This is a genomic window from Bacillus cereus group sp. BfR-BA-01355, from assembly GCF_022663675.1.
GTDB classification, from domain to species: Bacteria; Bacillota; Bacilli; order Bacillales; family Bacillaceae_G; genus Bacillus_A; species Bacillus_A thuringiensis_S.
Genome location: NZ_JAKUFY010000008.1, coordinates 1 through 24449 on the forward strand (window position 1 = coordinate 1; position 24449 = coordinate 24449).

Genomic DNA, 24449 nt, shown 5'->3' on the forward strand with positions numbered 1-24449 from the left:
AACATACATACATTAATCATAATCATTTCAGAATTAGCCATCGAGTACCTTAAAAGGTGCTCTTTGCTTTTTCAAAAGCACTCACCATTTTCTTAAAACGAACATATATTTACATAGACAAGACATAGCTTTTTATTATACATGCACAATTTTCGTGCATGTTTTTTGTTCAATACAATAAGGATTTTGTTAAAGAACTGAATAAAATTCAATATTCTGCCAATAATAATCACAATACAATCTGCTTCTTACCCAGGTTGTAATTCACAACAGAGAGCAGTTATTATAAAAAGCTGCTCTTTTTTATTTTTGTTACATAAACCTAGAATTTTGGCCCATACTATACTCAACCATGAGATTCTGTACTCCTTAAATTCATGGGTGTAAATTTCTCAATGCAGTTAGCTTATGCTAGCTGCTCTTTTGTATTGAGTTAAAAATAAGTTTTAGGTCTTATTCCTTTTCTACATCATATACTTTTAACCTAACCATCCAGCTCAAAGTGTTACCTCCTATCTTAAAGAGCACTTATGCATGGTGCTCTTTTTTATTTTGTTTTCTTTTATTTCCGAATAACATTTTCAACTCTGTTCATACTATTTCTGTAACTTAAAGTTACAAACTATTTCTGTAAGCGCAGCTTTTCTTTTGTACAACAAGCAGTTAGTTTTATTAACTAGCTGCTTTGTTGTGCAAAAAAGATTTTGTTTTAAAACAACACCTATCTAAAAAACATACATATAATATCTTGGGTATCCTTTTTCAATATTAGTTTTGGTCAGAGAGCACTGTCAAAAGTGCTCTTTTAATGTATTGCAATGTATCACGTTTTACATACAATAAACGTAGAATGCAATGAGCATACAAGACAAAGTTTTTAGATAATCTTGTACATTTTTTGTACGCGATTTTTTTATTAAATAAGAATTTTATCAACCTTATTGATTTCTTTGCATACATTATTATCACAAGAGATTCCACAGGTGGCTCTGGTCCAGTTACCTTGAATTTCTTGCACACCTTGTGGGAAGAATCCGTTTATAACAAACGGGTTCTTTTATTTTTTCGCCATAAAATAACTATTTTGTTTAATTTATAAAATACAACCGCTTGTCCATTTCACTTTTCTCTATCATTGCATTTACTATAAGTAATACGAATTTATTAGAGGTGAATTATATTGGACGAGTTTTTATCCTCCGCTGCACTAAATCCCGGTTCTATTGGACCTACACTTCCACCTATGCAACCTTTTCAATTCCCTACTGGTCCTACTGGTCCCACTGGTTCAACGGGTGCTACTGGAGCTACCGGATCAACTGGGCCGACTGGGAATACAGGGCTGACGGGTAACACCGGACCTACTGGTTCAACGGGCATTACAGGACCCACAGGCATTACTGGACCTACTGGGCCTACTGGACCGGCCCTATTTTTCACTCCCCTTGCACCAGAACCTGATTCTATAGATCTTCCACCAAATACAAATAACATTCTAATTATGGAGATCTTTGTCCCTATAGAAAATAAAGGTGACAAAGTCCTATTAAACGCGACAATCGGTACAGAACTTCTTGTTCAAATAGGTGCAGATGAAGACACATCCTTTAACGTAGATGCTATTACGTATCAGTTATTCCGTGATGATGTGTTACTGACAGATACACTTGTATCCGGAAAATACGAAGTAGGTGCTAATATAGATATGATATATTCTTTTAACTCCACATTTACATGGGTAGATCATCCAACGGACCCAGTATTACCAATCGATCCGGTTCATTATCGAGTTATAGCGAATATAGGGGATTTAAGTGACACTATAACATCTGCTCAAGTCAGAAACCGCGGTTTTTCTGCTGTAATATATCCCCCTGATCCAATTTAATTAAAAATAGCGTTCACACATCCCAATACTATAAAGTGAATGTCAAATTTTCTACGTTTAATCAACCGAGCAGTTAGCTTTTGCTAGCTGCTCTTTTTCTATAAAATTCAAATTTGGTCTTTATCAAAAACTTCAATATCCTGTAAAACCTACGTAAAGATTGCTATGATTCAATCTATCTACCCAAGAAACGTTATATAATGAACTTGCAAACACCTGGTTTGCACACAACTACCTTTCTGTACGACATAACTCTTTTGCTAGGAGAAATCCTAGCCTTTTTTATTGGAAATCTAAACCACAGCATTCTCAGGTTTTATCACCATTTTCGCTCTAAATCGATAACCCTTACTTTCTAAGTAACCAACAAGTGTTAATGCGCTTTTCCCAAACCTTTCTGCAATTGCATCTACCGCGTAACCTTTTTCAAATAGGTCTAAACTAATTCTTATTTCATCTTCTGTATAAGATGCCTGGCTATCTAAAGGTCTCTCGAAGATCCCAAGCTCCTCCAGTTTTTTCTTTATTGCACTTTCTGTTCGCTGGAGACGTTTCGCGATATACAAATACGTATAACAATTCGCTTTGACCATACTTTTTAGTAATAATTCATCTTGTTTGGTCCAAGGCTCTCTCTCTCTTTTCCTTCTATACGCATCCGCATCACGTTTCTCTTTCATCCATTCTGGTTCAGGTCCTAAAATCCCATATTCAACCTTCGAAAAATCAACTACCTGTTTATGTCGTTTTAACCAGTCCCAGAAATCCTTATAGTAAACAACTTTTACTTTTTGTGTTTTTACAAACAGCTTTAGCCTTATAGGAAATGCAAACCTTTGATACCACGATTCGATTGTTTTATAACTTACTTGTAATACATCTGCTAGTTGGAGCACTGTAAGCCCATTGAAATGTAACCGTGGATCACTTAACCCTATACGATTTGCTTTTAGTTTTATGGCATTTACAGTGCGATCTAACTTCTTCGCAATACTTTTAATGCTGTATGTCCCCCAGGAATCCTCCAGATACGCTATTTCTTCTTTTGTCCAAAGAATAACTTTCCCCACCATTTCGCCTCCTTTTAGTACCCGGATGCCTGACGATCATGATTGATTTTATTTTTTTCAATATATGCGTTGTAAATTTCAATAGCCGAAAATCCAAGCGCTGCACCTAAGTACGCCAAGTCATTCATCAAGGTCATGTAGTGTGCGGCAGTCCATAATTTGTTCTCATATAAATCGTTAAACACATCGATAATTTCTGTTTTTGTATTTCCTTTGCTATTACGTACTACAAAGGCATCGATATATTTATTCCATTCACGTTCTAATCCAATCGATAAAGCAAAGTGAAGTGCATCAACAAATTCGTCTAATAACGGATTGTAGTACTCCTTATCTTCTTCCATCATTTGACCCTTGTTACGTACACCTTTTGTAATCGGCTTGTTATTTTCACTCCAAAACTTATGACCGCGCCACATATGAAGCAATTCACTTAGTTCATCACGAAATGATAATTTCTTTTCTTGAAACAATGGAACGTTTTGTAAACTACGTTTTTCCACAATCTTGTTATCAAGGTCTTTTTGAAGATGGAATAAATGAATGATGTTCATTGTTTTGCACGCTCCCCTTTTTTAAACAAATCTATAAAACTTCTCACCATTCTTTCTACACTGGCACCAGTTAAGGAATTAACAAAGGGTGCAGTTTCTGCGAATTTTAAAGAGTCCTTTTCAGGTATTCCCGCACAAATCAACTTTTCTTTTACAGCTTCAATAATTTCTACTCTTTTCTCATTCTTATTATTGAACTGAACCTCCACCACCTTAACTGCCTCATCCTTGTAGCAATCATGCTTTTCCATGTAGTAATACACTTCTTTCCAAAACTCATTGTCTTTCACCACAGACATTTCAATCGCTCCCTCCTTATCTAGCGATCACAAAGCTAACAATGATCGCTACCACCATATAAGAAATAAATAATGAAATAGACTTTTTACGTAAATTTTTAATCTGTTCCCGTAATTCGTTATTTTCTTTCAATACACGCTTTGCGTAATTATCTTTCACTTTCACTTGCGATTTGTATAAATCAACTGCTAACTGCAAATCAAGATTTTCTTGCATCACATCTTTTAACTGTTGCTCCGAATTGTCCAAATACACTACCGCCTTTCGTGGCTCACCTTTTGCTACTTTCCTTTTTTGCTTGACCATTTCACGTTTTAATCTTTCCATCTTTCTATCACTTTTCCGATTTTCGTACCCCTTTCCTTGCTGTCTACCACCCACAATCACACACCCTTCCTACAGCTTTTTATTTTCTTAAATGCTCTAAAAATAGTTCATTGAAATTCTCGTTTTCTAGTTCTTCCAATCGCTTCTGTACACGTTCTAAACGTACTGAACCCAAACCTAACACTTCTTTTACTGCACGTAATGCTAATGTTCGGCCATCTTTATACGATAAAAGGGATACTTGCTGCACTTCACCCCTGTGAAAACTTTGCCGCTCCCTTGTTTTCTTTCTCTCACGTTCACTCGCCCGGCGTTGTTGACGGTTCAAGACGTTCATCGTCTTCCCTCCATTTTTTAAGGCAACTGCTGAATAGTAATTCTGCGTATGGATCTTGTGGTACTGGGTCTAGGACACCAGTCTTTTTATCTTTTCTTAATGAACTTACTACCCAAACCATGTTGTACGGTTCTCCAGCAATACTTCCTACAATTCTTGCCGGCTTTACACGTGGTAATGCTGTTGCATGACGCTTCGCAAATAATGATTTACGTGGTCCCTCTCCTCTTCCCACATGCTATTCCTCCCTTTGTTTAAGCCAGGACTCAACACTCATTTTCTCGCCCCATCGATAACCTACACTTCCTTCTGCCTCAATCGGAACTGGAAATCCTGGTACTGGAGGTTGCTCCATAACTTGTTTAATTTGTTTTTCTACTGCAACTACAATTTCCGGATCATCATCTATTTCAAAAATAATTTCATCGTGAATTTGTGCAATCATATCGACACTACCATGAGCAAGTACGCCTTCTTGTTTACCGATAGATTCATAAATTTCATTTTGTACTTTCTTCATAATGTCAGCGGCACTACCTTGTACTGGTGTATTCGCCGCCTGTCTTTCAGCTGAGCCACGATCTCTTCTATTTGCGCTGTTAATGCCAGGTAGTAATCGCATATATCCATAAATCGTTTGCACATAACCTTGCTCCCGTGCTTCTAAAACAATCTTGCGCTGATACTCCGGTATGCGTTTGTATGCTGTTTTAACAGCATTTACAATTTGTGCACATTCGTCTAATGTTTTACGAATCATATACTTTGTTTTAAATGTGAGCTGAAGAGCAAACTCTGTCCCTCCATAACTTATCGCTTAATCCCGTATTTCTACGGGTGCTGACTATACCTTATAACGGTGTTTTTGCGATACAGGGCTTCAGCTATTTTACGCGCTTCTACTGCCTGATCTTTCGTTTTAAAATAACCAATTTGACGTTTTTTCCCGTTTACTGTGATTTCGGCTTTCCATCTATTACGAGTCTTAAACCAATAAACACCAGTAACGCCTGATGTGTTATCAGAACGCGTCTTCTGATTTGTCATATTTATCTGATGGGTAACAATTCGCAAATTACTTTTTCTATTGTCTAGTCCATTATTGTTAATATGGTCTACTTCTAGCGGACCTTTATAATTCAAAACAAACCTATGAAGTTTTATTCGCTTTCCTTTTATGCGAGCAACTGCGTAACCACAGTTTTCATACCATCTATACACATTAATTTTCTCTATATCCTCCAGATCAACTTGTGTTCTAGCTTTTTCGTTTCCTTGTTTATCATAGAGAATAAGTTCTGCGTAATTTTTATGTAATACGATTTCGTTTCTTCCCAAGTTCTTCACCTCCATAACACCGTTATCCCACCGTATAAATAAGCTCGATTGATTTAGGCAAATACCTAGCCGGCTTATTATAAGTCGATACACTACCGGTTAAGGCAGCACGGGATTAACATAGACAAAAATCCTTAGCCTTCCCCGTTTTGAGTGAGTTTTACTTCGGCATAAGCCCTATTACTCTACCGAAGTTGCCCGCCTTGGCATCTGTACGTTCTTTCTTTACAATTTCATCCTCAGACTTTCCAGTCATTACAGATGCGGTTCTACGGTGCATATCGCCACCTGTATTAAATAGCTCCGTCATGACCTCGTCACCTGATTTCCATGCCATTAAGCGAAGCTCGAACCCTGAGAAGTCAATGAAGAATAATATCTTTCCTGGTTTAGGTACAAAGAAATTTCTTATCTTAAACTCATCATTATCAGGTCTAGGAACGTTTTGTCCGTTCGGATTAAAACTGTTTAAGCGTCCTGTTTCTGTGAATGGACTGTACCCTGCATGGATCCGTCCACTCATAAAGTTCAAGTACTTTTCACGTCCTATGATGTGCGAAGAAAGTAATGTCGTGTATTTTTGTATTTTCTTTAGCTGGTCAATAACTTCTAGTGCCTGTTCTTTATAAGGATGCGGTTCACGTTTTGCGATACGAATCGCTCCGCGTTCTAGCTTATCTAAAGTAGGATCCTTTTCCGGATCGATATTCTCCCAATTTTCAGGTAATGAAACACCGAGGTATTTTTCCTCGTCGATATCGTTCAGCTTGTTTTCAAGCATAAATGCCATATCGATAAGCGCCTCTTGATCAAGACTCGCGCCTGTTTTTCCATATTTAGCAATCGGTATTTTTAAGTAATCAAACATTAAGCTTTTCACTTCGTTCGTTTTACCTGATTTACCGGTATTTATATCAATATTGAACGTTTCTTTCGCGATTTGTTTAATACGTTCAGCCGCTTGCTCTTGCATAATTTCTGCTTCTTGTTTCTTTTGCGTTGCAAGGTTTGGATCCCAATTCATCCCCCAATATTCCATAAGGCCGATAACACGTGTGAATGGCATTTCAATCTTATGAAGCCATTCCTTATATCGCGGAATTTGAGCTGCAATTTGAGACCAATATCCGTAATGCTGCACAGCATAATCCGAGTCTTCAGCTGAGTAAAGCAGCCCTTCACCTTTACTCGCGTCAATTTCGTCAAAGAAATTGACCTTGTATTTCTTTAAAAGGGCTGAAAAGTCGTTCATTGTTACACCAAAAATGTGTTTCGTAGCTGGTTTTAAACCCCATCCGCTTGTAGGTTTTTTCGGGTTATTAATCTTTTGAGGTGCTGCGATTTGTAAACACCGTATCCACATAATCAATGGATCTGCCACTTTTCCTAAAATGTATTTACCGTACTTCGCTGCATATTTCGTTTCAAAAGACAAATTGACCGCAATTTTTAATACCTTTTCATTTTTAAATAGGTATTCATCAAGCAAATCTAGAACCAATTTCCTAGCTCCATCTCTATCCATACTTGGTTCAAATACTTGGCCAACTTTATGTGAGATTGGAACAACTCTTGACTCGTGTGCCGCCGCTGACAGCGATACCGTACAAATCTCACCTTTCCACGGATCCAATGGTGTTTTTAAATACGCTTTTTCTAAGCTCTCACTTCGGCTTTCCGCTTCTTTATCATCGATACTCCCTGTAGTACGTGCTTCTTCTATATCTTCAAACGCCTTTTTATAATGCGCTCTAATTTCTTTGCTTGCTGCAGTCTCCCAGTCGAATCCTACTTTACCTGTTTGTATACAACGTTCTAAGTATTTCTTTAACTCTGAGACTGTAAGAATTGCTTTATAATCTTTCACTTGCTGCGGTTCCACTTTTGGCCAAACAATATCGAATTGTCCCGGCTTTTTCTTTTTTTCCATCTCTACCGCTAACTTTGATTCTTTTACCGGTACCTGTTTTTTACTACTTGCTAATGTTTTAGGTCTTCCAAATAAACTTCCGAGTTTCATATTTTCACTTCCAGTCATATTTGTAGTGCTTGTCCATATAATTAGTAGTACTCATCTTGTATATGATCAAAGAGACCTTTCTTCATGCAATACGCAATGTATGCATTAAAGCGCGGCGTTTTTCGATAGCCACCACTTGTTAAAAGGATCATCCTCATTTTTGCTAATTGATTTACGATTGCTTTCGCTTCTTCTTTATCGATAGAAAGCATTGCTTCAACGTCACCAAGTCGTAAGTACTTCTGCTGAGCAAATAGTTTAATAAACTCATAGAACTTCATTTCACCTGTTAACGTATCGATTTTCTTAAGATCTGCCGTAAACTTCTGGTATCTTTCTTCTGTCATTTCTTCCTCTTTTATTGCTAAACGAGCATAGTAATTTAAGCCGCAACCTGGAGCATTGTATAAAGCTTTTAAATACTCCCCAATAAACTCAACGTGTCCCGGCCAAACTTGAATTCTTTCACCTGATTCATCAACTGAATGTGTAAGTGATGCAAGTGCTACTGCTAAACGAGCTACTTTATTCCGCTGATCTGAAGGAGAAACAAGTGGTATGTCATTCGCATTTCCATATACTTTCGCAAGGTCTGTCGCAACTTCCAGTACTTTATCAATCGTACCGTCTGTAAATAGCACGTCCTCCGGCTTACGTGACCAAGCATATAAGATGTTATTTTTCAAAGTATCCTTCTGTATAATCGATGGATACGTAGCAAGCGTTTGGTTGTACAACTCAGGATCCACATCACTCGCTCTCATAAAAACTGCAAAGTCAAAACGACGTATATCCTCGTTATTAAAAATATCTTTTAAACTTTCTGCGCCTTGAGAGTAATCAGCAAGTCGTTTCCCTTTCGGTACGTTCCCTGACATGATGGCACGTACTCTACAAGGTGTTTCAGCTGTTACAGCTCGTTTTACTTCCAGCTTCCCGTCAGAACGAGCAAGCGTCATTTCACCATAATCATCTTTCGTAATACCTGTATCTTCGTCGATCCAAATCATTTCTTTGTCCGCTAACGGCCATGCCCCCCAAACGATGTACCATGCACCTTGAGCACCAGATTGTTCCATCTTGTACGTTAGACCTGTACGAGAAGTACTTTCCGCATTCACGCGTGTTCCAAGCCCTGCATATTTCATTACTTTTTCAATGAGAGCAGACTTACCAGTACCTGTGTCACCTACTATTTTTAATTCCACCCAACCACGTAACGGATTTAAATCCCACGGTACTTTAAAACGTAAAACACTATGAAGTGTTAGCAATACTGCAAGTAATGTCTCATCACGTTCTACGATGTGTGTTACGTTGTACGTTAAATCGTTACAAATTGCTCCTAGTTTCTGTTCAATTGATTCTGCTGTATAATCTGCCGGCTGAAATGTTGCTAAATCTTCTTTCACTTGTTCATTTAGCTCAAAACTTTCAACCACATCCTGAAGCGGTACCGCACTCTTTACAAGTAGTGTTGACTCCTGATTCTTTGGATGTGGGTATACATAACCTGTTAATTCGTAGTACTTATTCTCACTTACGTTTAGTCCATTTACGGCGTACACTTTTCGTAGTACATAATTCCCTTTATGCTGCTCTTGTTTTTCGTCATCTTCTTCAGCCATCGGGATTACAAGCAACTCTTCCACATTCATGTTTTCTAAAATATCTGTATTGTATTTCGGACAATTTGGAATGCCTGATATTTCTCGTAAAATGCCTTTTATATTATCGTCACCTACACCTGTCATTTGAATAACTTCCCGATCACTTACGCCCAGGTCTTTATATCCTGTATGTGTATGGATGTCGTATAGAGGGCAATGTACCTTTTTACAACTTTCTCTGCCCCAGCAATGGTACTCAATGTTTTTCGGAATGATGTAAGGTGTATGCTTTTTCCCTGCAACCATGACACGTGTTTTTACAAGCTTTCCAGTAAGATCCGCATTGCCTGTCTCTGCTAAATGAAGTAACTTTGCATTTTCTTCTTCCTCAGCATTCTTCTTAATGCAATGACACATATCACCAGCACACGCTACACGTTCATAATCTTTGCTTCCTGGTTTCTTTTCGCCATGTAGTGAACGAATAAACGCGCAACCAAATTTGTATGTATTATCACCGCTGTATACCGCATCGATAACACTTCTCGTATTCGCAACACGTTGTTGCTTACCATACTCGTTATCCTCAGATGTAAATTTAAGCACCCAGTCTTCCAGCTCTTTCATTGTTTCTTCTCTCGTGTAGCCAGCATCTTTGAAGTAACATGCAAGCTGTACTGTTGCCTGGTTTCGGTCACCGTCTTTTTTCCAGCCACCATTTAAAATATCAACTACACATGCCGGTGGTTTATCTTTCTTAAACTGGAATTCTTCTTTCGCATACTTACGAGCACTCGTTGCTGCAGCTTGCTCATATTCTTCTGTCTTATTTATTAGTAAATACCCCGTACGAGGTCTGTATTTCATTGTCTTTTTACGTTCTTCTGCCGTATAAGGTAGATCGTCAGCATGTCTTGGTGATTTCGCTAAATCTTTAATTTCTTCCAGTGTTAATTTGTTTAACTCATTTACACTAATTTCTGTTTTAAATAGGTTTGTTTTTTGATGCATACTGTTCGGTAAACGAATCATCCGCTTTTCTGTATACACCACAAGGTCTAGTGACGTGAGTCCTAGTCTATGTACTAAGTACCCAGCCATATGTTTGAAGATTTTATGAAGGTCGTTTCTCGGTTCAATACCGAGCGCATCGGAGCTTATTAAGATGTGGAATCCTTTTGATCCAGAAAAGTAAATCCACATATCCGATTCACGAATGTCCATCTCTTTCGTAAAAAATTCCACCAGCTTTATTGCATCCTTTTGGCTGACTGATGGGTCTTCCGCATGGTCAAGGTCAAAATATAAGGGAGCAATAAATGCCTCCCCCTTTACTTTTGTGTCGTTCGCAAATCGTTGAACTGTAGCAAAGCAATTGAAATTGAATGCCTCTCCCGTTTGGAATTGCTTCACTTCAGAGGAAGGGATTCGTTTCCACGGAATGCTTCTACCGTTCTGATTGCTGTACCATGCGTCTACATATTGATACTCACTTGTTTTATCTTTCTTTTTTGCCATTTGTAGACGCCCTCCTTAATTATTCTGAAGCTTTTTCAGTGTCTTCTACGTTAATTCCGTAATCTTCTGGTTTAAATACACCAACAGGCTGGAAGTCGATACCGATCCATTGGTTACTAGCGTTTGTACGACTTTTACGTTCTGTTGTTACTAAGCGTGTAACAATTTTATTGACACCTAATTTAGACGGAACACCTAGAGCTTTATATTTCCCTGTATACACATTCATCGCAAAACGCCCGAAAATAATTGTGTCTGTTGGGCTAAAGCTCATTAAGTAGATACGAGGGAAGTCTTCTGGGCTTAACGTTGATACTGGAACAACTGACGCCATATAGCGAAGTTGAATATCATCTAATTCATAACGTTCTTCTGCTTGAGGGTTTTCAGCTAGCCATTGATTGAATACAACTTCCGCATCTTCTTTTGTTTTTTCCGCCACGATCAACTGACCATCTTCAGGAGAATCTTGTTTCCCCCATACAGACCAACGTTGCTCACCGTATCCGATTACTACATCAATATTGTCGCCGTACATTACATTTTCATCATCTTTTTCTACGAAATTCCCTTTCTTGTTAACCGTTAACCACTCGCCCATACGGACGAAATCCATATCAAGACCGTTATTCGCTTCAACAAATCCCTGCTTTGTTTCTTCTAAAATTGCTGAAATATAATTGCTGCCATCGTTTCTTTTCGCCACCGCGTTATTTTGTACCACTACTTCATTTTGATTTGTTTCTTGTGTCATTATTTTTTCCTCCCGCGCCCCTGTAGGCCATGTTTTTTCCATGCTTTTCGTTTTGCTTGGCTTTTCTTTTTTCGATAAGTTACTTTTCTGTTATACGAAATCTCGTAATCTTTCGAATCGTATTCCGGAACCTCAACCATTATCGGGATTCCTCGTTGAAGAGATAAACTTTTAACCGATCCTCTTGCAAACACCCTTATCACTTTTTTAACGATTTTTTGACCTGTTTCTTTCAAACCCACTTACTTCACCTCTTTCGCTGAAGCAATTAGTTCTGTGATTTCATAAAGCGCACCCACATATTCGTACTTTTCCATCGTTATCACCCCTTTCACCAAGGCATATCATTTAAGAAGTCAGCCACTGTATCGCGTTCTGTTTTCGGCTTTCTTGGTACCGTTAACCCGATTCTGCTGTATACTTTCCTACGGCTGTGATATTGGTCCTTAAATACTCCAACATTGTAGTCAACGTAATCGAACCAGTATGCTTCTTTATCCGGATTGTTCCGATCTGGACGCATGATACGTCCAATTTCTTGCTCTACTGATGAACCACTATTACTCTCACGGGAGTCACCACGTTTCGGCATTACCATGTGACCAACTACTAAATGCTGCATGTCCAGTCCTTCACGCGCTAACTGAGTGGCAAACAAAATATCTACTTCTTTTCGGTCGCAAGCTTCTAAAATATCTTTACGTTGTTGTTTTGTTACTTGCCATTCACGAATTTCTTTTTCTGAATACTGAGCAACCTTTACCTGCCAACCGTACTTACCTTGCTTTTTATCTACCGCATGACCACTATTGATAAGCTGCTGTGCATGTTTTTCGCTTTTTGCTTTTCTCCAGGTATAACGACTAATACCTCCGTGTACTACAGCTGTTCTAACATCGATACCGAATCTTGCTTTTGCCATTCGTTTTACGAGTTCTTCAAGTACGAAACAGTAGCGAACTGATTCTGTTATAACAATGGATGGCCCTAAACTTGCAGACTCAACAATATTCTCAGCAACTAACTTCGCACGCTTTTTATCAGAAATGAGGTGCCTTATTAGATCTGTGTAATCAAGATCTTCTCCACCAGCATCCACACTATCAATCTCGTTACGGTTACTTGCCGTCTCGTAATTGAACTCGGTATATACGAATTTCACTGTCGGTTTTACCAGTCTCCCAGCTTCATACATTCCGTCCCTGCTAATCTCATACACTTTTGGACCTACACCGTTGTACATATAGATTTCTAATCCATCTTTTCGGGAAGGTGTTGCGGTGAGACCGATCACATTTTCAGCCGTTAACTTCCCAGCTGTTTCAATGAATTGTATTGCCGGAAAGTGATGGGCTTCATCCACTACTACCGTCCCGATAAAAGCATTTAGTGCATCGATTATTTGTGGATTTCGCTGCAAGGTTTGTACTGTAGCAACGATTAGTTTACCGTCTCCCCAGTCATGTACGCCGTCACCGAAAAATCCGATACGACCGATATCAGGCATTGTAGCCTTAGCTCGCTTTGCGGATTGATACATTAAGTCTTTTGTATGGGTAAGCCATAATGCTGCTTTACCCTTTTCGTAAATGTAGCGCATTCCCATTACGGTTTTACCTGAACCAGCCGGTGCTACACCTATTCCGTTTTCTTGCATAAGTGCTTCAACCATCGGTGTCTGGTCCTCTTTTAATACAAACCCGTCATCCCATTCCCCGAAACTAACATCTCGGCCATATGAAATCTGTGAGGTAATAACTTTACTTGGGTCGTAGCCTAAGTTTTTCAGTACCCCTTCCAGCTTTGACAAGAAACCTCGAGGCGTAACAATATCGCCTCTGTCATATACAAACAATTCAAGTTTTGCTTGTACGCCCCATGTTGGTCTACGTTGTTTTTTTGCTTTCAAATACGCTGGATTATCAAATGTTAGCGCCTTAGTAATTGCTGCCTTAAGAGGTGTACTAGCACCTCTTATTCGGATGTTGTGTTTTACAAAGATTTGTAGCAAGCTAGCACCCCCGATAGATCGTAAGAAGGTTCGTGGTATGTAAGTCTTGGAAGTGGTACACAGGGAACCGTCTGACTTTGAAATTCTTCAAGTTTTATATGGTTCACGTTTCGTTTTTTCATATGAATAAGAGCTGTAATAAGTCTGAATGCGTAAGCCTCGTCGAGCCCCTTGCTTTCATTTAGAAAACTGATAAACACTAAACCTAAATTCTTTTCAATAATTTGATCAAAGTCTCGTAAACCGATAATCTGATTCGGTCTCATATAATCTAGTGAAAATCTACGACTCTCTGTACGTTTCATTTCCGCTAATATATTTACTTCAGATGTTAGTACAATCTCATCGCCTGGACGGGTTGCACCTGCACCATCCGCTATTCTCATGCGCCATACATTAGGAACATGCCTCCAGCTTCTTCTGATTTCAACTTGGAAGTCATCTCCACGTTGTTGACGTTCACGCTGTTTATTCCTCATTGCTGTTTGTTTTGGATCCATAGCAACCTCCTATGCCAAAAACTTCAGTAGATTCGCTTGTACATAAGCTTTTGCTTTTACAAGATCCGCTGATTCTTTAGCTGTTTCCCAAGCGTCTTTTGTTTGATAAATTTTGATATCAATGGACGCCAACTCTTGCTCTACGTCTGTAAGTTGTTGACGTTCTTCTTTGCTGTAATGCAGACGGTACGCATCACGTAACGTATCATTCGTTAGAGCTACTTTCTGATCATTCACATAAGCGTATTGGTTACGGCCTTCACCTTGAATCTGCATAAATGCTTCAGCTTCTTTTAACTCTACAGCTGTTTTAAGTTTCACTTTTTGTTTAATTAGTTCGGCTTTCTTTCCATAAGCTTCTTCACGCGCCTTACCTTTTTCAAGAACATCTTGTACTGCAGCATCTATTTGTTGTAATGATGCTTGTAATTCAAGTGGATCTAATACTCGAACGTAGTCAGTCGGTACTTTCTTACCTAAAATTTCAGTTGCGGCAGCAAGTAACTTTTCTTTCCCATGGACTTCTTGTAAGCTACGAATTTGATTATTTAATTCAGTCATTTATTGAAACCTCCTCAGGATATGTGCAACGTATCGGTCGAACCAATTTTTCAATTGATACTTTTTCTTTTAAAACCTGGTCAATACTGATTTCTACAATTTCGATATCTAAAGCCCACTTCGGTGTGTAGCCAGCAACCTTCAACTTTAGAGGAGTAAAACCAACTACAATACCGTTCCAATTTGTTTTACAGTCTTTCTCTTTTTTACTAGAAATACATAATTGCACCGGTGTACCTTCACCTAATTCGTTTTCATCAAATTGCGGTTTAGTAACAATCACGTTCGTAATCCCTCCTTTGCCTCCGCTATTTTTGTTAACGCTATTTCCACCACATCAGGATTAATACAATCTGTCTTCGCTATACTTTCAACAATCGTATTAATATCAACTAGCACATCTTCTCCTGTTTCCGTTTGAATTAATGAGGCAAACTCCTCCATCGCATACGCTCGTTTCTTCTCAGCTTCAATCCGGCTACGGTCAAGTACTTCTTCACCAGGTTTTGCACTTTGAAGCGGAATCCGTTCTAAATCAAAAACACGGGGTGCTTTCACATCGATTAGAAGAACAGAAATCTGTCTTCGCATCTCAGCCTCTGACGCTGATAATCGTGTCAGGCTCCCATCATTCACAAACACTTTTCCATCAGAACGTTCATAGATACCGAAACCTGTATGGTCATGGCCACACAAAACCAAATCCGCCTCTGTTTTTACATCCTGTACTTTTGTGTACCGGTCAAAAGGTGGATCGTGATCAAGTAGCATGCCGTGTGCTACGTGTATTTTTGTTGACTTATAATCTTCAATAACTTCTGGAGAATAACCATATCCAGCTTTATCAATTCGGTCACTGTATGGTGTAAATGTTAGCTGTACATGATTACCATCTTGATGAAACATATGAGCTTGTCCAGGATCATTAATGACTGTAAGCTGTGGAACGATTAACTCCAGTACTCTAAGGCTTGTCCTTTCATACGTTGCAAGATTGTACCCGTAAATATCATGATTACCGGCTGTCGTATAGATCGGAACTGGACTTTCTTTCAGTACCTTTGCAAACTCTAGTAACACACTTGTCGTAACCTCAGGTCTATCAAACGTATCTCCAGGTTGAATAATTGCGGTCACACCTTTGTATTTTGTTAAAGAAAAAATCTCACGGAATTTCGCGATTAATGCCTCTTTGTAGTTATCCTTACGGTTACGAGGATTCGTACCTCTTATATGTGGATCACCGAAATATAGAAACTTCATACTCTCACCTCTGCTTTTTCGTACTTTTCGTAACGCTGTATCTAAGGTAATACCCCCATCAACAATATGGTGCATTAGTGAAGGTTGCTTGATTCTTTCTTCTTTATAACTTGTTTCGTAACCTCACCTGTTTTAGCATCTAATGTTAAGTCAACCTCACCGTTTACACCTAATTCAGTGTGGATAGCAGCCCAAACTGCATCATGTCTTTCTTCCAATCCTTTTGTTACACTTTCTAATTTCTTTTTATATTTTTCTTCAATCGGTTTAAGTTCAGCCTTTAATTCCTTTGCTACAGTTTCCTTAATAGCTTCCGTTTCTTTTCGAATACTACTTAATTCACGAACCTGTTCTTCAGTCGCTTTACCTACAACTTCCTCTTTCACTTCTACTCCCGCAGCTAATTCTTTTAAAAAACATTTAATACACATATCCAAATCTCCCTTTCTATAAAGCAGTTACTACGCTTTTCCCTTGTTTTTGAGTCACACCAAGTGCTACGTCACCTATCTCAGCCAAGTGAGTACTGTGCGTAATTAAAATGATTTGACGTTTAAATTTTGTACTGTATTCCTTCAAGAAGTACGCCACGTTCGGAGCATATTCTTGACTCACGTGCTTTCCAACCTCATCTAAGAATAATGGGCCTCTTACACCACTAATCTCTCCTACGGCCAATCTGAGCGCTAGACTAACTACGTCCGCTACACCACCGCCGCGATCATAATCAGGTGGCTTTAATTGCGTTCTTACATTTTCAGACTGTAACCAGTACTCTGCTACTGGTTGATTACCTTTTACGGCAATTTCAATTTCAAATCTGTAGTCTTTGTCAAATACAACTGTAAGGGCTGACGTAACAATTTCTTCTATACGACGTTTTGCTTGCTGCCTTGCATAATCGCTTGTCTTCTGAAGTAGAATTTGCACTAAATCAAACTCCCCAAGTTGCTCCTCAGCTTTTGCTTTTCTTGCTTCTGCGCTTTTTTGTTGCTTAACTAACAAATCACGTTGACCGATTTTCATTTTCAATTTATCGCTTGCCTGACGGATATCCGCTCTTGCTTTTAGAAGCTCGTACATAAAAGTAGCCTCCTTATACCTGCGGGATGAGTCGTTCTACATGCTCCAGGTTTTCTTTAACTGATGTATCAAGCTTATTGATTTCTTCCTGGATCGTTTCAGGCGTTACCCCGTACTGCGCCATTTGTTCAGCGATTTCCGTTAATTGCTTTTCAGCTGAAGACTTTTCCGCCTCTGCTTGGATTTTTGCTGTTTCTGCTTTCTTTAAATTTGCTTTTGCAATTTCAATACGTTGTTTTAATTCCATTACTCATTTCCCCCTTCAAATTGTTTTGATAGTAAATTTTGTAGCTCTGATTCAAAAAACTTCTTTTGATCTCTTAAACAGGCCAACACAGTTGGTCGGATAGCAAAATCAATAGTCTTTTCTCCTATACTTTCTGATTCACTCACTAATAAATTCTCATTAAATTTTTTATGAAATAGTGAGACTTTTAAAACATTAGATGTATCGTCAAAAGCTTCAATAATCTCATTAATTTCCATTAATGAATTATTCAGCCTCTCAGCTGTTTGTAAAAAATCGCTCATTTTTTCCGTATCAATCACCACTAATCACCCCTCAATGAGAATGTTCAAAAGACATCGGCGATTCGCATAGCGGACAAACTCCACCAGCCTCGTTCCATGTCTCTTCCAATTCCTTTGTGTAATTTTCAATGTGCTTTTCATATAGTTCCAATGTGCTTGTACTATGACGTACTCTTTGATGCCAGATCATATAGTTTCGTAACAACTCTTTTAATTCAGCTAAATGAGTGACATTGTTCTCAGCATTTGCAATCTGTATTACCACTTCTCTCGGAACATTTAAACGTTCCACACGACTTGTCCAGCTCATATAATAATTGTGTATATTCTGGTATTTTTGTAAGAGCACACTTATTTGACTTAGTTGTGTAATACTTGTTTCGCATTCTTGTAGTTGATCTGACGCATTACCAGGTACAGATAATCTTTCTACATCCTTACTTGTTTTTTCGTAGCGTTGTTTAACCAAGCTATGTTGTACATAGAGTTTCTTTAACTCATCTGTTTTCTTTACTTCCTCTTCAATCACAGCTACATTAATGTTTGCAATTACAGTTAACCTCTCGACCTGTAATTGAGCTTCTTTTAATACTTGACTATACTTCTTATAGTTTTGTGATAAGATAGAAAGCAAAGAATATATTTCTTCGGATTTAGTAGAATCTTGTAACAAGTTACTTACTTCTACTAATCCATCAAATTGTTTTAGTGTTTCAGTCAATGTCTTCTTGGCGGTGGACAGTGACTCGTATCTTTTTTGTAAGTCCAGTAGTGTTTGCAGACGCTGCTGGTCTTTTTCTGTTTCTTCAAGTATTTGTATAAGAGCCGGCACTTTTGAGAGTCTCTCATCCTCAACAAACGCTACACGGAATTTTTCAAATGCTATCTGTTGTTGAGTTTGTAGTTGCTGCAGTACCTCTTTCTTTTTATGCAATTCTTCTACATGTTCCATCAAACTTTCAGCTGTTTTTAACTGCTGTACTTTATCATCCACATCCAAGTACTCGAGTAAGTTACCTGCTAATCTCTCAATTTCTTTTTCAGCTAGTAACCTCTCTTGCCTTGCTGCGTATGTATCTTTTGAAACACTTTTTACCGCGAGATCGACAGCTTCTGTTCCTGCTAACTTACCTAGAACTTTCGCACCCGATGATGGTGTCTCACTTATTAAAAAAGGTGCTTCAAGCTGGAATGCAAAGTTTAAAGCAGTAACAAAATCCCCAAATGTTTGCTTTGTGATACTGAGTAATTGTTTTACTTCTTCCGGTACCCCTGACTTCTCAAATACACTTCCTGCATCGCCTGGATCCGTTTGGATTCTGTACGATGTTTTTCCTTTTCTACGGTGCTTTGAAATAATAATGCCGTTATCCATGTGAATCGCTACAGTAGCCTGTCCAACTGATTCGTTTACAAAAGCCTCACCTTGAGGTTCGTTAAATGCTACCCAGCGAACTGCTCGTATGATGGATGTTTTACCACTATCTGATGGTCCAGTAATTACATTCAGTCCGTTTCCTAAATTAAAATGGCTATTTGTATGTGACTGGAAACCTTCTACGAAAATCTCGTTAATGTTGGCCAACATGTTCACTCCTTTCTGTTAGCTTTAACATGCTGTTTACTGCTTGTTCTTCTGAGCCATTCTTGAAGTAATTTTTACTTTCGCAACATACAGCTTTTACGTCTTTTGCTTTTACTAATCGAGTCGCATAAGTCACGTACCGTTGCATGTGTATCACCTCCTTTCAATGATTTAACTTGCCTTTACTTCTGTTTTTTTCTTTCTTGTGACCTTTACTTTGACATTGAAATAGTGTTCATATACTTCCTTAAACACATCTTCAATTTTCCGACCCCCGTAAGTTTCTTCCCCAATATACAAACCTGATTTCTTTTTCCCCACACTTCTCAGCCCCCTGAAATTTTATCTACGTAATGAGGATAGTGTTCTAAAAATTTTTCTTTTGGTGGGAACCCCAGTTCAAACGATTGTCTAACCTTTTTCTCACTGGCGTTTCGCAAGTAATGAGGTAAATAAAAATGTTCCATAGGGAACCCAAGTACAATTGCGATTTGCAAGGCTAATTTTCCTCCTGGATCACGTCTACCAGTCTCTAAATCTGCAATATGTCCAGGAGTCACACCAACCTTATCTGCTAGAGCCACCTGTGACATACGTTTTTTACCACGTAAATCAGCTAACCAAGTTCTTTTCATATGTCCACCTCCAGACAACCTTTAATAAATTTTATTATACTGGCGTTTTGCAAGTAAGTAAAGTAGTATTTTGATTTTTTTCTAAAGTGTTTTATCCATTTTAAGCTAAATTTATCCAAATAATTAAAAACTTCACTTGCAATATGCGTATATTTTCCATTGTGTAATTGTGCCATAAAGTGTTATCTTATATATAGATAACATCAAAAAAATAAAAAACGTTTTATATATTTTTATAAAATTTATAAAAAATAAAATCGATGAAAAATATAAAAAAGAATTTAACGGGGGTAAAAAGTATGGATATAGGAACTCAATTAAAATTCTTACGAAATAGACGCGGTTGGACAATGCAAGAAGTCGCAGATCGTATTGGTAAAAACGATTCTACGTATAGTGGATATGAGACAAATAAAAGAAAACCAAACGCTGAGGTTCTTGTACAGTTAGCAGACATATTTGATACTACTACAGACTTCATCTTAGGAAGAACAGAAAATCCAAACGGTCTTAATTTTAATGTAAAAGACTTTTTAGATCAAGGCAGACTTCATTCTGATGGGGTAGAAATTACTGATGAGCAAGCTGAAATCGCTAATATTTTATTAAGACAACTCCTACAAAGAAAGCAGCAATAAGTAAAAAAGGATTAGCCAGATGCTATTCCTTTTTTTGTTGCAATATAGTTGTAATTTGATTGTACTGCTCCTGTGTAATCTGTCCTTGATTATAAAGTTCCTCCATCAGATAATTCATATCACAACTTACATTTTCAGCACTGAATAATTCCCCGATTAAACGTTTTGTTTCTTGTTTTGCATTCTCTTTTTTCACCTTATTTCCTCCCCTTCATCCTTACCAGTTTGTGAAATATGTATCAAGTGGTATAATTTTTCCGAAACCTCCAAAAACGTGACACGCCTATAAAAGACGAAAGACGCTACTATAAGTAGCGTCTTTTTAAATATTCATTTATATTACATCCCACCGGGATCGACCATCATTAATTGTACTTCTTTAGTATGTACAGTAGCTTTTTCTTTACCTAAATCTTTAGTTTGATCTGCACCAGCACCGATAACTCCAATTGATAACGCAAGTGCGCATAATGTAGTGATTAAAAATTTTTTCATTTTACAACACTCCTTCAGTTATTAAAATGCGCTTCGGAAGTTGCGCATATATTATATTTCCCGTTTTTTCAAATTTTTCTAAAGATTCCCTCGCAATTATTGTATCATTTTCAATTCTAGAAAGATAGTACATTTGAAAAGCAGATAAATCTTGATCTTTTAGCTTTTCAAAAATTTTATAACCATTTTGCTTATCACCATATAAACACTCATAATAAGCAAGATCACCATCACTAATAAAATCAAAATCAATATTATCTAAATTAAATCCGAACTCGATATATAAAAAGGCAAGCGTCGTTTTAAAAGAGTTATATTTTTGAGTTCCTTTCGGTGAACTTATACCTTCAAGACATTGAATAGCTTTCAAAATATATTTTTCTGCCAGTAATGGATTTTCAAAAATATAACTTTCCCCTAAACAACAATATGCTGTAGCCTTTACAACTGTGAAATTCAATTCGGAATTTATAATGGCGTGGCACGTAGCTCTACAGCTATCAATTTCATTGGCATGCAACTGAGTATAAGCAATTCGTTCCATATGCTGCATACGTAAACAATCTTTAATATAACCGTTATCCATCTTAACAATATAAGCTTCCGCAGCTTCCGCGTATGATGACATAGCACTATACCTTTGTTTATCATATTCTGCTGCCATTAGTAATGTATTTAATAATACCTGACATTCAAAATCTGATGAAACACGCGTTTTGTATATTTCTTCTAGTAGACTTTGTCCCTTTTTCCGATTCATATTACGATGATTGTATAGATTGTATACATTTAAATATTTACGCACATCTTTTTGAAGTTTTTTGAAATCCGGATCTTTTGTTTCCATTTTGAACTTTTCGATTAACATATCTATCAGGTCATATTCCCCTGCAACCTGACAATAACTCAATCCTTTTCTTACATTCAAGCTAGTTCCACATTTTAAAATAAAATCTTTAATCCTTCTTGTTTGTTCTATGGGACTTTTATACACATGACGAACCAATTTTTCAAAAACGTCAAATTTCATTTCTCCAGTTACAAAGGACAGACCATTTGTGATTGTTGTTCTACTAATACCTGTATCTTTCGCTAACTTTCTTGTACTCATATTTTTTGACTGGATCGTGTTATTCACTTCATTCATCAAAGCCCTCATCCGTATCCTCCTAAATAGAACACAAGACACAGCCCCTGATTTTCTCAACAAGAAAACGTTCCATATGGATTTAAAACTTTTTAAAGTATGATATACTTGAGGCTGACTCATGGAAGGTTTTCCCTACATACACTAGGGTAAAACGTTGCAGTAGTGCGGCGGCACTACTGTAACGCCGTGGGTCTTTTTGCTCTTTTATTTTATTATTTTTATCTTATCATAAAATTTAGAACATTCGTTTCACTCTTTTCTCAAACCATATTGAGAAAGTTTTTTCTAAATCTTTCAGAATTCCCACAAAAATATCTTACCACTAAACGAACAAATATTCCGGTTCATATTCTGATTTTATCCAAAAAAATTATCAAATATTGTATTTAAGCCAAATTTCTTGGTATTTATAGTTTAAAAATAATGCCTTATTTATAATATAGGCATGAACACATTTGGAGAAAATTTAAAAAAGTTTAGATCAAATCGTTCTTTAACACAAGCGGAACTTGGAGATATGGTCCAATTAAGTCGTAGTCAGGTTAGTAACTTAGAGACCAACTTTAACGAACCCGACTTAAAATCTTTAGATCGTATCGCCAATTTCTTTAACACATCGGTCGATGCACTTTTAGGAAGAAATATTCCGGAATCTGAAGAACAGTTAAAAACCATTCTCAATGAGATCCAAACGGTTTTCGCAGGCCTAAATGAATCTCAACGAGAACAATTCTGTAAACAACTCCTTTTCTACATACAATTTCTAAATGAGAAAAAAGAGTTGTTATGAATCGATTGTAGTAGAAAACTTTTCCATATTCAACGGTAAAGTTTTCCTGCAACTAAATCTATAAAAAGCAAGAGCTTTTGTTTGAAACAAGCTCCTGCTTTTTATTTATATGCATCTATGTCGCTATTAGTATACCAGACAGATGTCCCACCATGAACACCTTGGTGTAGCCACATTTTACGAGGTACATCATTTTCTCCAAGAGCATCCCACCATTGTGCGAACTGTTTCGTTTTAACATTCCAATCGTTTAAACCATGAACAACAAATACACTCGCTTTTACATTTTTAGCATCTTTTACATAATTTCTTTTATCCCAAAAATCGTTATAATTACCCGTTTTCCGATCTTGTCCAGCAGTAAGTTCTGTCATTATCGGACCACAAACTTCTGAATTCTTTCTTGTCAGTACTGCTTCTGCCATATTATCTGTATCTTCTCCTTGATATCCGCCTGGAGCAATGACTGCACCATTTGCACGATAATAATCATACCAACTACTAATTGCTGCGATTGGAATAATTGTTTTTAAACCTTCAACTCCAGTAGTCGCAACAGCATTTGGTAATGTACCATTATAAGAAACGCCAGTCATACCTACATTTCCTGTAGACCAATTTGCCTGAACTTCCTCACCCTGTTCTGTAAATGCTTTCGCGCGACCGTTTACCCAATCAATAACAGACTTTGTACCGAGTATTTCTTGTTCATCTCCAGTTGTAGGGCATCCATCTGATTTTCCAGTACCGATACTTTCGCCTAGAATAACTGCATAACCTCTTGGCACGTAATAGTTCCCATACGAACCAAGATTAACTGCTCCATACGGTTTTCCTTCATACGCATACAATTCTTCATCTACATTATATACAGGAACATCTTTTAATCCAGATCGATATGGACTCATTTCATAAATAACAGGAACCTTCACATTCGGATCTGTCTTTGGACGCATAACTTTTATCGATACTCTGTCTTTCTTACCGTCGCGATCACTATCAACTTCTGTCTCTACATATAAATTTTCGATAATAGCTTCATCGAGAGAATAAATCGGCTTTGTCATCCCATTTTCTAATTCAATTTTCGTATTTTTAGTCTCTTCCTTCTTCTCTGCATGCACATCCATAGTAAAGCTAGGTATAATTGTTGCAGATAGCATTGCTGACAGTGTAATTGCCATTTTCTTTTTACTCAAAATGTTCCCTCCCCTTATTCGTTCTCTTTTACTATATAAAAGTTGAGAAACTCAAAGATTTCTTATTAAGTAAAATTTAATGCAGGTGTGAAAGTATTTTCCCACTCCCCCCTTCTTTATAAAGTGAAACTGTAATCAGCACTCACCAATCGGGCGTTTACGAGCAGCAGGGCCCCCGCCTAACTTCTTTGCTTCCACTGAATTTTGAAGTGGGGGTCTTACTGCCCGGCAAATAGCGGGATAAATAGAGGAAAAGACAACCGATATTTCTATCGATTGTCTTACATTCCAT

At 37.6% G+C, this 24449-nt stretch carries 29 protein-coding genes and 3 pseudogenes; 3 read left to right on the top strand and 29 right to left on the bottom strand.

The window, feature by feature from the left end; translation table 11 throughout:
- Nucleotides 1-1180 precede the first annotated feature (1180 nt).
- Nucleotides 1181-1888, top strand: a complete 708-nt coding sequence (locus tag MR167_RS33155; RefSeq protein WP_276575826.1) for an exosporium leader peptide-containing protein — start codon at nt 1181-1183, stop codon at nt 1886-1888.
- Between the two features lie 293 nt (nt 1889-2181).
- On the opposite strand, the gene MR167_RS04220 is transcribed toward MR167_RS33155, so the two are convergent.
- The 25 genes and pseudogenes from MR167_RS04220 to MR167_RS04340 form a co-directional block, all read right to left on the bottom strand.
- Nucleotides 2182-2961, bottom strand: coding sequence for a hypothetical protein (locus MR167_RS04220; protein ID WP_242314000.1), 780 nt, complete (start codon nt 2959-2961; stop codon nt 2182-2184).
- 11 nt (nt 2962-2972) lie between these two features.
- Nucleotides 2973-3512 carry a dUTP diphosphatase gene (locus tag MR167_RS04225; RefSeq protein WP_242314002.1) on the bottom strand — a complete coding sequence of 180 codons (540 nt, stop codon included), beginning with the start codon at nt 3510-3512 and terminating at the stop codon, nt 2973-2975.
- Entirely contained in the window at nt 3509-3811 is a 303-nt protein-coding gene (locus tag MR167_RS04230) for a hypothetical protein (protein WP_242314004.1), read from the bottom strand. Before MR167_RS04230 ends, MR167_RS04225 begins: the two co-directional genes overlap by 4 nt.
- A gap of 16 nt (nt 3812-3827) precedes the next feature.
- Nucleotides 3828-4193, bottom strand: coding sequence for a hypothetical protein (locus MR167_RS04235; protein ID WP_242314006.1), 366 nt, complete (start codon nt 4191-4193; stop codon nt 3828-3830).
- Nucleotides 4194-4218: 25 nt separating this feature from the next.
- On the bottom strand, nt 4219-4476 hold the full coding sequence (locus MR167_RS04240) for a hypothetical protein (RefSeq protein WP_242314008.1): 258 nt from the start codon (nt 4474-4476) through the stop codon (nt 4219-4221).
- Nucleotides 4439-4711 (bottom strand): hypothetical protein, encoded by a 273-nt coding sequence (locus MR167_RS04245; RefSeq protein ID WP_242314010.1) that lies wholly within the window; start codon nt 4709-4711, stop codon nt 4439-4441. Before MR167_RS04245 ends, MR167_RS04240 begins: the two co-directional genes overlap by 38 nt.
- A gap of 3 nt (nt 4712-4714) precedes the next feature.
- Nucleotides 4715-5290: pseudogene (locus MR167_RS04250) on the bottom strand (DNA polymerase); the annotation flags it as partial.
- Nucleotides 5291-5307: 17 nt separating this feature from the next.
- Nucleotides 5308-5814, bottom strand: a complete 507-nt coding sequence (locus MR167_RS04255) for an HNH endonuclease (protein WP_242314014.1) — start codon at nt 5812-5814, stop codon at nt 5308-5310.
- A 175-nt stretch (nt 5815-5989) separates the two neighbouring features.
- Nucleotides 5990-7852 (bottom strand): annotated as a pseudogene (locus MR167_RS04260) (bifunctional 3'-5' exonuclease/DNA polymerase); the annotation flags it as partial.
- A gap of 23 nt (nt 7853-7875) precedes the next feature.
- Nucleotides 7876-10962: a DNA primase small subunit domain-containing protein gene (locus MR167_RS04265; RefSeq protein ID WP_242314018.1), complete on the bottom strand. Its 3087-nt coding sequence runs from the start codon at nt 10960-10962 to the stop codon at nt 7876-7878.
- Between the two features lie 19 nt (nt 10963-10981).
- Nucleotides 10982-11716, bottom strand: coding sequence for a hypothetical protein (locus MR167_RS04270; protein ID WP_242314020.1), 735 nt, complete (start codon nt 11714-11716; stop codon nt 10982-10984).
- Nucleotides 11716-11958 (bottom strand): hypothetical protein, encoded by a 243-nt coding sequence (locus MR167_RS04275; protein ID WP_242314021.1) that lies wholly within the window; start codon nt 11956-11958, stop codon nt 11716-11718. The genes MR167_RS04270 and MR167_RS04275 overlap by 1 nt, the downstream gene beginning before the upstream one ends.
- 89 nt (nt 11959-12047) lie before the next feature.
- Nucleotides 12048-13625 (bottom strand): DEAD/DEAH box helicase, encoded by a 1578-nt coding sequence (locus MR167_RS04280; protein WP_242314074.1) that lies wholly within the window; start codon nt 13623-13625, stop codon nt 12048-12050.
- An 83-nt stretch (nt 13626-13708) separates the two neighbouring features.
- Entirely contained in the window at nt 13709-14227 is a 519-nt protein-coding gene (locus MR167_RS04285) for a M48 family metalloprotease (protein WP_242314023.1), read from the bottom strand.
- A 9-nt stretch (nt 14228-14236) separates the two neighbouring features.
- A complete protein-coding gene (locus tag MR167_RS04290) occupies nt 14237-14788 on the bottom strand; it encodes a hypothetical protein (protein ID WP_242314025.1) in 552 nt (183 codons plus the stop codon).
- Nucleotides 14781-15071, bottom strand: coding sequence for a hypothetical protein (locus tag MR167_RS04295; protein WP_242314027.1), 291 nt, complete (start codon nt 15069-15071; stop codon nt 14781-14783). The genes MR167_RS04290 and MR167_RS04295 overlap by 8 nt, the downstream gene beginning before the upstream one ends.
- Complete coding sequence (locus tag MR167_RS04300; RefSeq protein WP_242314028.1) at nt 15068-16126, bottom strand: metallophosphoesterase family protein; 1059 nt, start codon at nt 16124-16126, stop codon at nt 15068-15070. The genes MR167_RS04295 and MR167_RS04300 overlap by 4 nt, the downstream gene beginning before the upstream one ends.
- Nucleotides 16126-16482 carry a hypothetical protein gene (locus tag MR167_RS04305; protein WP_242314030.1) on the bottom strand — a complete coding sequence of 119 codons (357 nt, stop codon included), beginning with the start codon at nt 16480-16482 and terminating at the stop codon, nt 16126-16128. The genes MR167_RS04300 and MR167_RS04305 overlap by 1 nt, the downstream gene beginning before the upstream one ends.
- Nucleotides 16483-16498: 16 nt before the next feature.
- Nucleotides 16499-17134 (bottom strand): chromosome partitioning protein ParA, encoded by a 636-nt coding sequence (locus tag MR167_RS04310; protein WP_242314032.1) that lies wholly within the window; start codon nt 17132-17134, stop codon nt 16499-16501.
- A gap of 13 nt (nt 17135-17147) precedes the next feature.
- Nucleotides 17148-17381, bottom strand: coding sequence for a hypothetical protein (locus MR167_RS04315; RefSeq protein WP_000421150.1), 234 nt, complete (start codon nt 17379-17381; stop codon nt 17148-17150).
- On the bottom strand, nt 17381-17683 hold the full coding sequence (locus tag MR167_RS04320; protein ID WP_242314033.1) for a hypothetical protein: 303 nt from the start codon (nt 17681-17683) through the stop codon (nt 17381-17383). The genes MR167_RS04315 and MR167_RS04320 overlap by 1 nt, the downstream gene beginning before the upstream one ends.
- A gap of 13 nt (nt 17684-17696) precedes the next feature.
- Nucleotides 17697-19253 (bottom strand): AAA family ATPase, encoded by a 1557-nt coding sequence (locus tag MR167_RS04325; protein WP_242314035.1) that lies wholly within the window; start codon nt 19251-19253, stop codon nt 17697-17699.
- Complete coding sequence (locus MR167_RS04330; protein WP_170962308.1) at nt 19237-19398, bottom strand: hypothetical protein; 162 nt, start codon at nt 19396-19398, stop codon at nt 19237-19239. The genes MR167_RS04325 and MR167_RS04330 overlap by 17 nt, the downstream gene beginning before the upstream one ends.
- A gap of 23 nt (nt 19399-19421) precedes the next feature.
- Nucleotides 19422-19571, bottom strand: coding sequence for a hypothetical protein (locus MR167_RS04335; protein ID WP_170952489.1), 150 nt, complete (start codon nt 19569-19571; stop codon nt 19422-19424).
- Nucleotides 19572-19576: 5 nt separating this feature from the next.
- The gene (locus tag MR167_RS04340; protein ID WP_242314037.1) at nt 19577-19885 is read right to left on the bottom strand and encodes a helix-turn-helix transcriptional regulator; all 309 of its coding nucleotides are present in this window, start codon (nt 19883-19885) and stop codon (nt 19577-19579) included.
- Nucleotides 19886-20184: 299 nt separating this feature from the next.
- Between MR167_RS04340 and MR167_RS04345 the strand changes: the two genes are divergently transcribed.
- A complete protein-coding gene (locus MR167_RS04345) occupies nt 20185-20523 on the top strand; it encodes a helix-turn-helix domain-containing protein (protein WP_042597762.1) in 339 nt (112 codons plus the stop codon).
- 22 nt (nt 20524-20545) lie between these two features.
- Here the strand turns inward: MR167_RS04345 and MR167_RS04350 are convergent, their stop codons facing one another.
- The 3 genes from MR167_RS04350 to MR167_RS04360 form a co-directional block, all read right to left on the bottom strand.
- Nucleotides 20546-20719: a hypothetical protein gene (locus MR167_RS04350; protein WP_042597759.1), complete on the bottom strand. Its 174-nt coding sequence runs from the start codon at nt 20717-20719 to the stop codon at nt 20546-20548.
- A 143-nt stretch (nt 20720-20862) separates the two neighbouring features.
- Nucleotides 20863-21018 carry a hypothetical protein gene (locus MR167_RS04355; protein WP_170953283.1) on the bottom strand — a complete coding sequence of 52 codons (156 nt, stop codon included), beginning with the start codon at nt 21016-21018 and terminating at the stop codon, nt 20863-20865.
- 1 nt (nt 21019) lies between these two features.
- Entirely contained in the window at nt 21020-22165 is a 1146-nt protein-coding gene (locus MR167_RS04360) for an AimR family lysis-lysogeny pheromone receptor (RefSeq protein ID WP_242314039.1), read from the bottom strand.
- Between the two features lie 448 nt (nt 22166-22613).
- Here MR167_RS04360 and MR167_RS04365 point away from each other — a divergent pair, with 448 nt between their 5' ends.
- Nucleotides 22614-22958: a helix-turn-helix domain-containing protein gene (locus MR167_RS04365; RefSeq protein WP_242314041.1), complete on the top strand. Its 345-nt coding sequence runs from the start codon at nt 22614-22616 to the stop codon at nt 22956-22958.
- 140 nt (nt 22959-23098) lie between these two features.
- Here MR167_RS04365 and MR167_RS04370 read toward each other — a convergent pair.
- Nucleotides 23099-24157: pseudogene (locus MR167_RS04370) on the bottom strand (CocE/NonD family hydrolase); the annotation flags it as partial.
- Between the last annotated feature and the right edge of the window lie 292 nt (nt 24158-24449).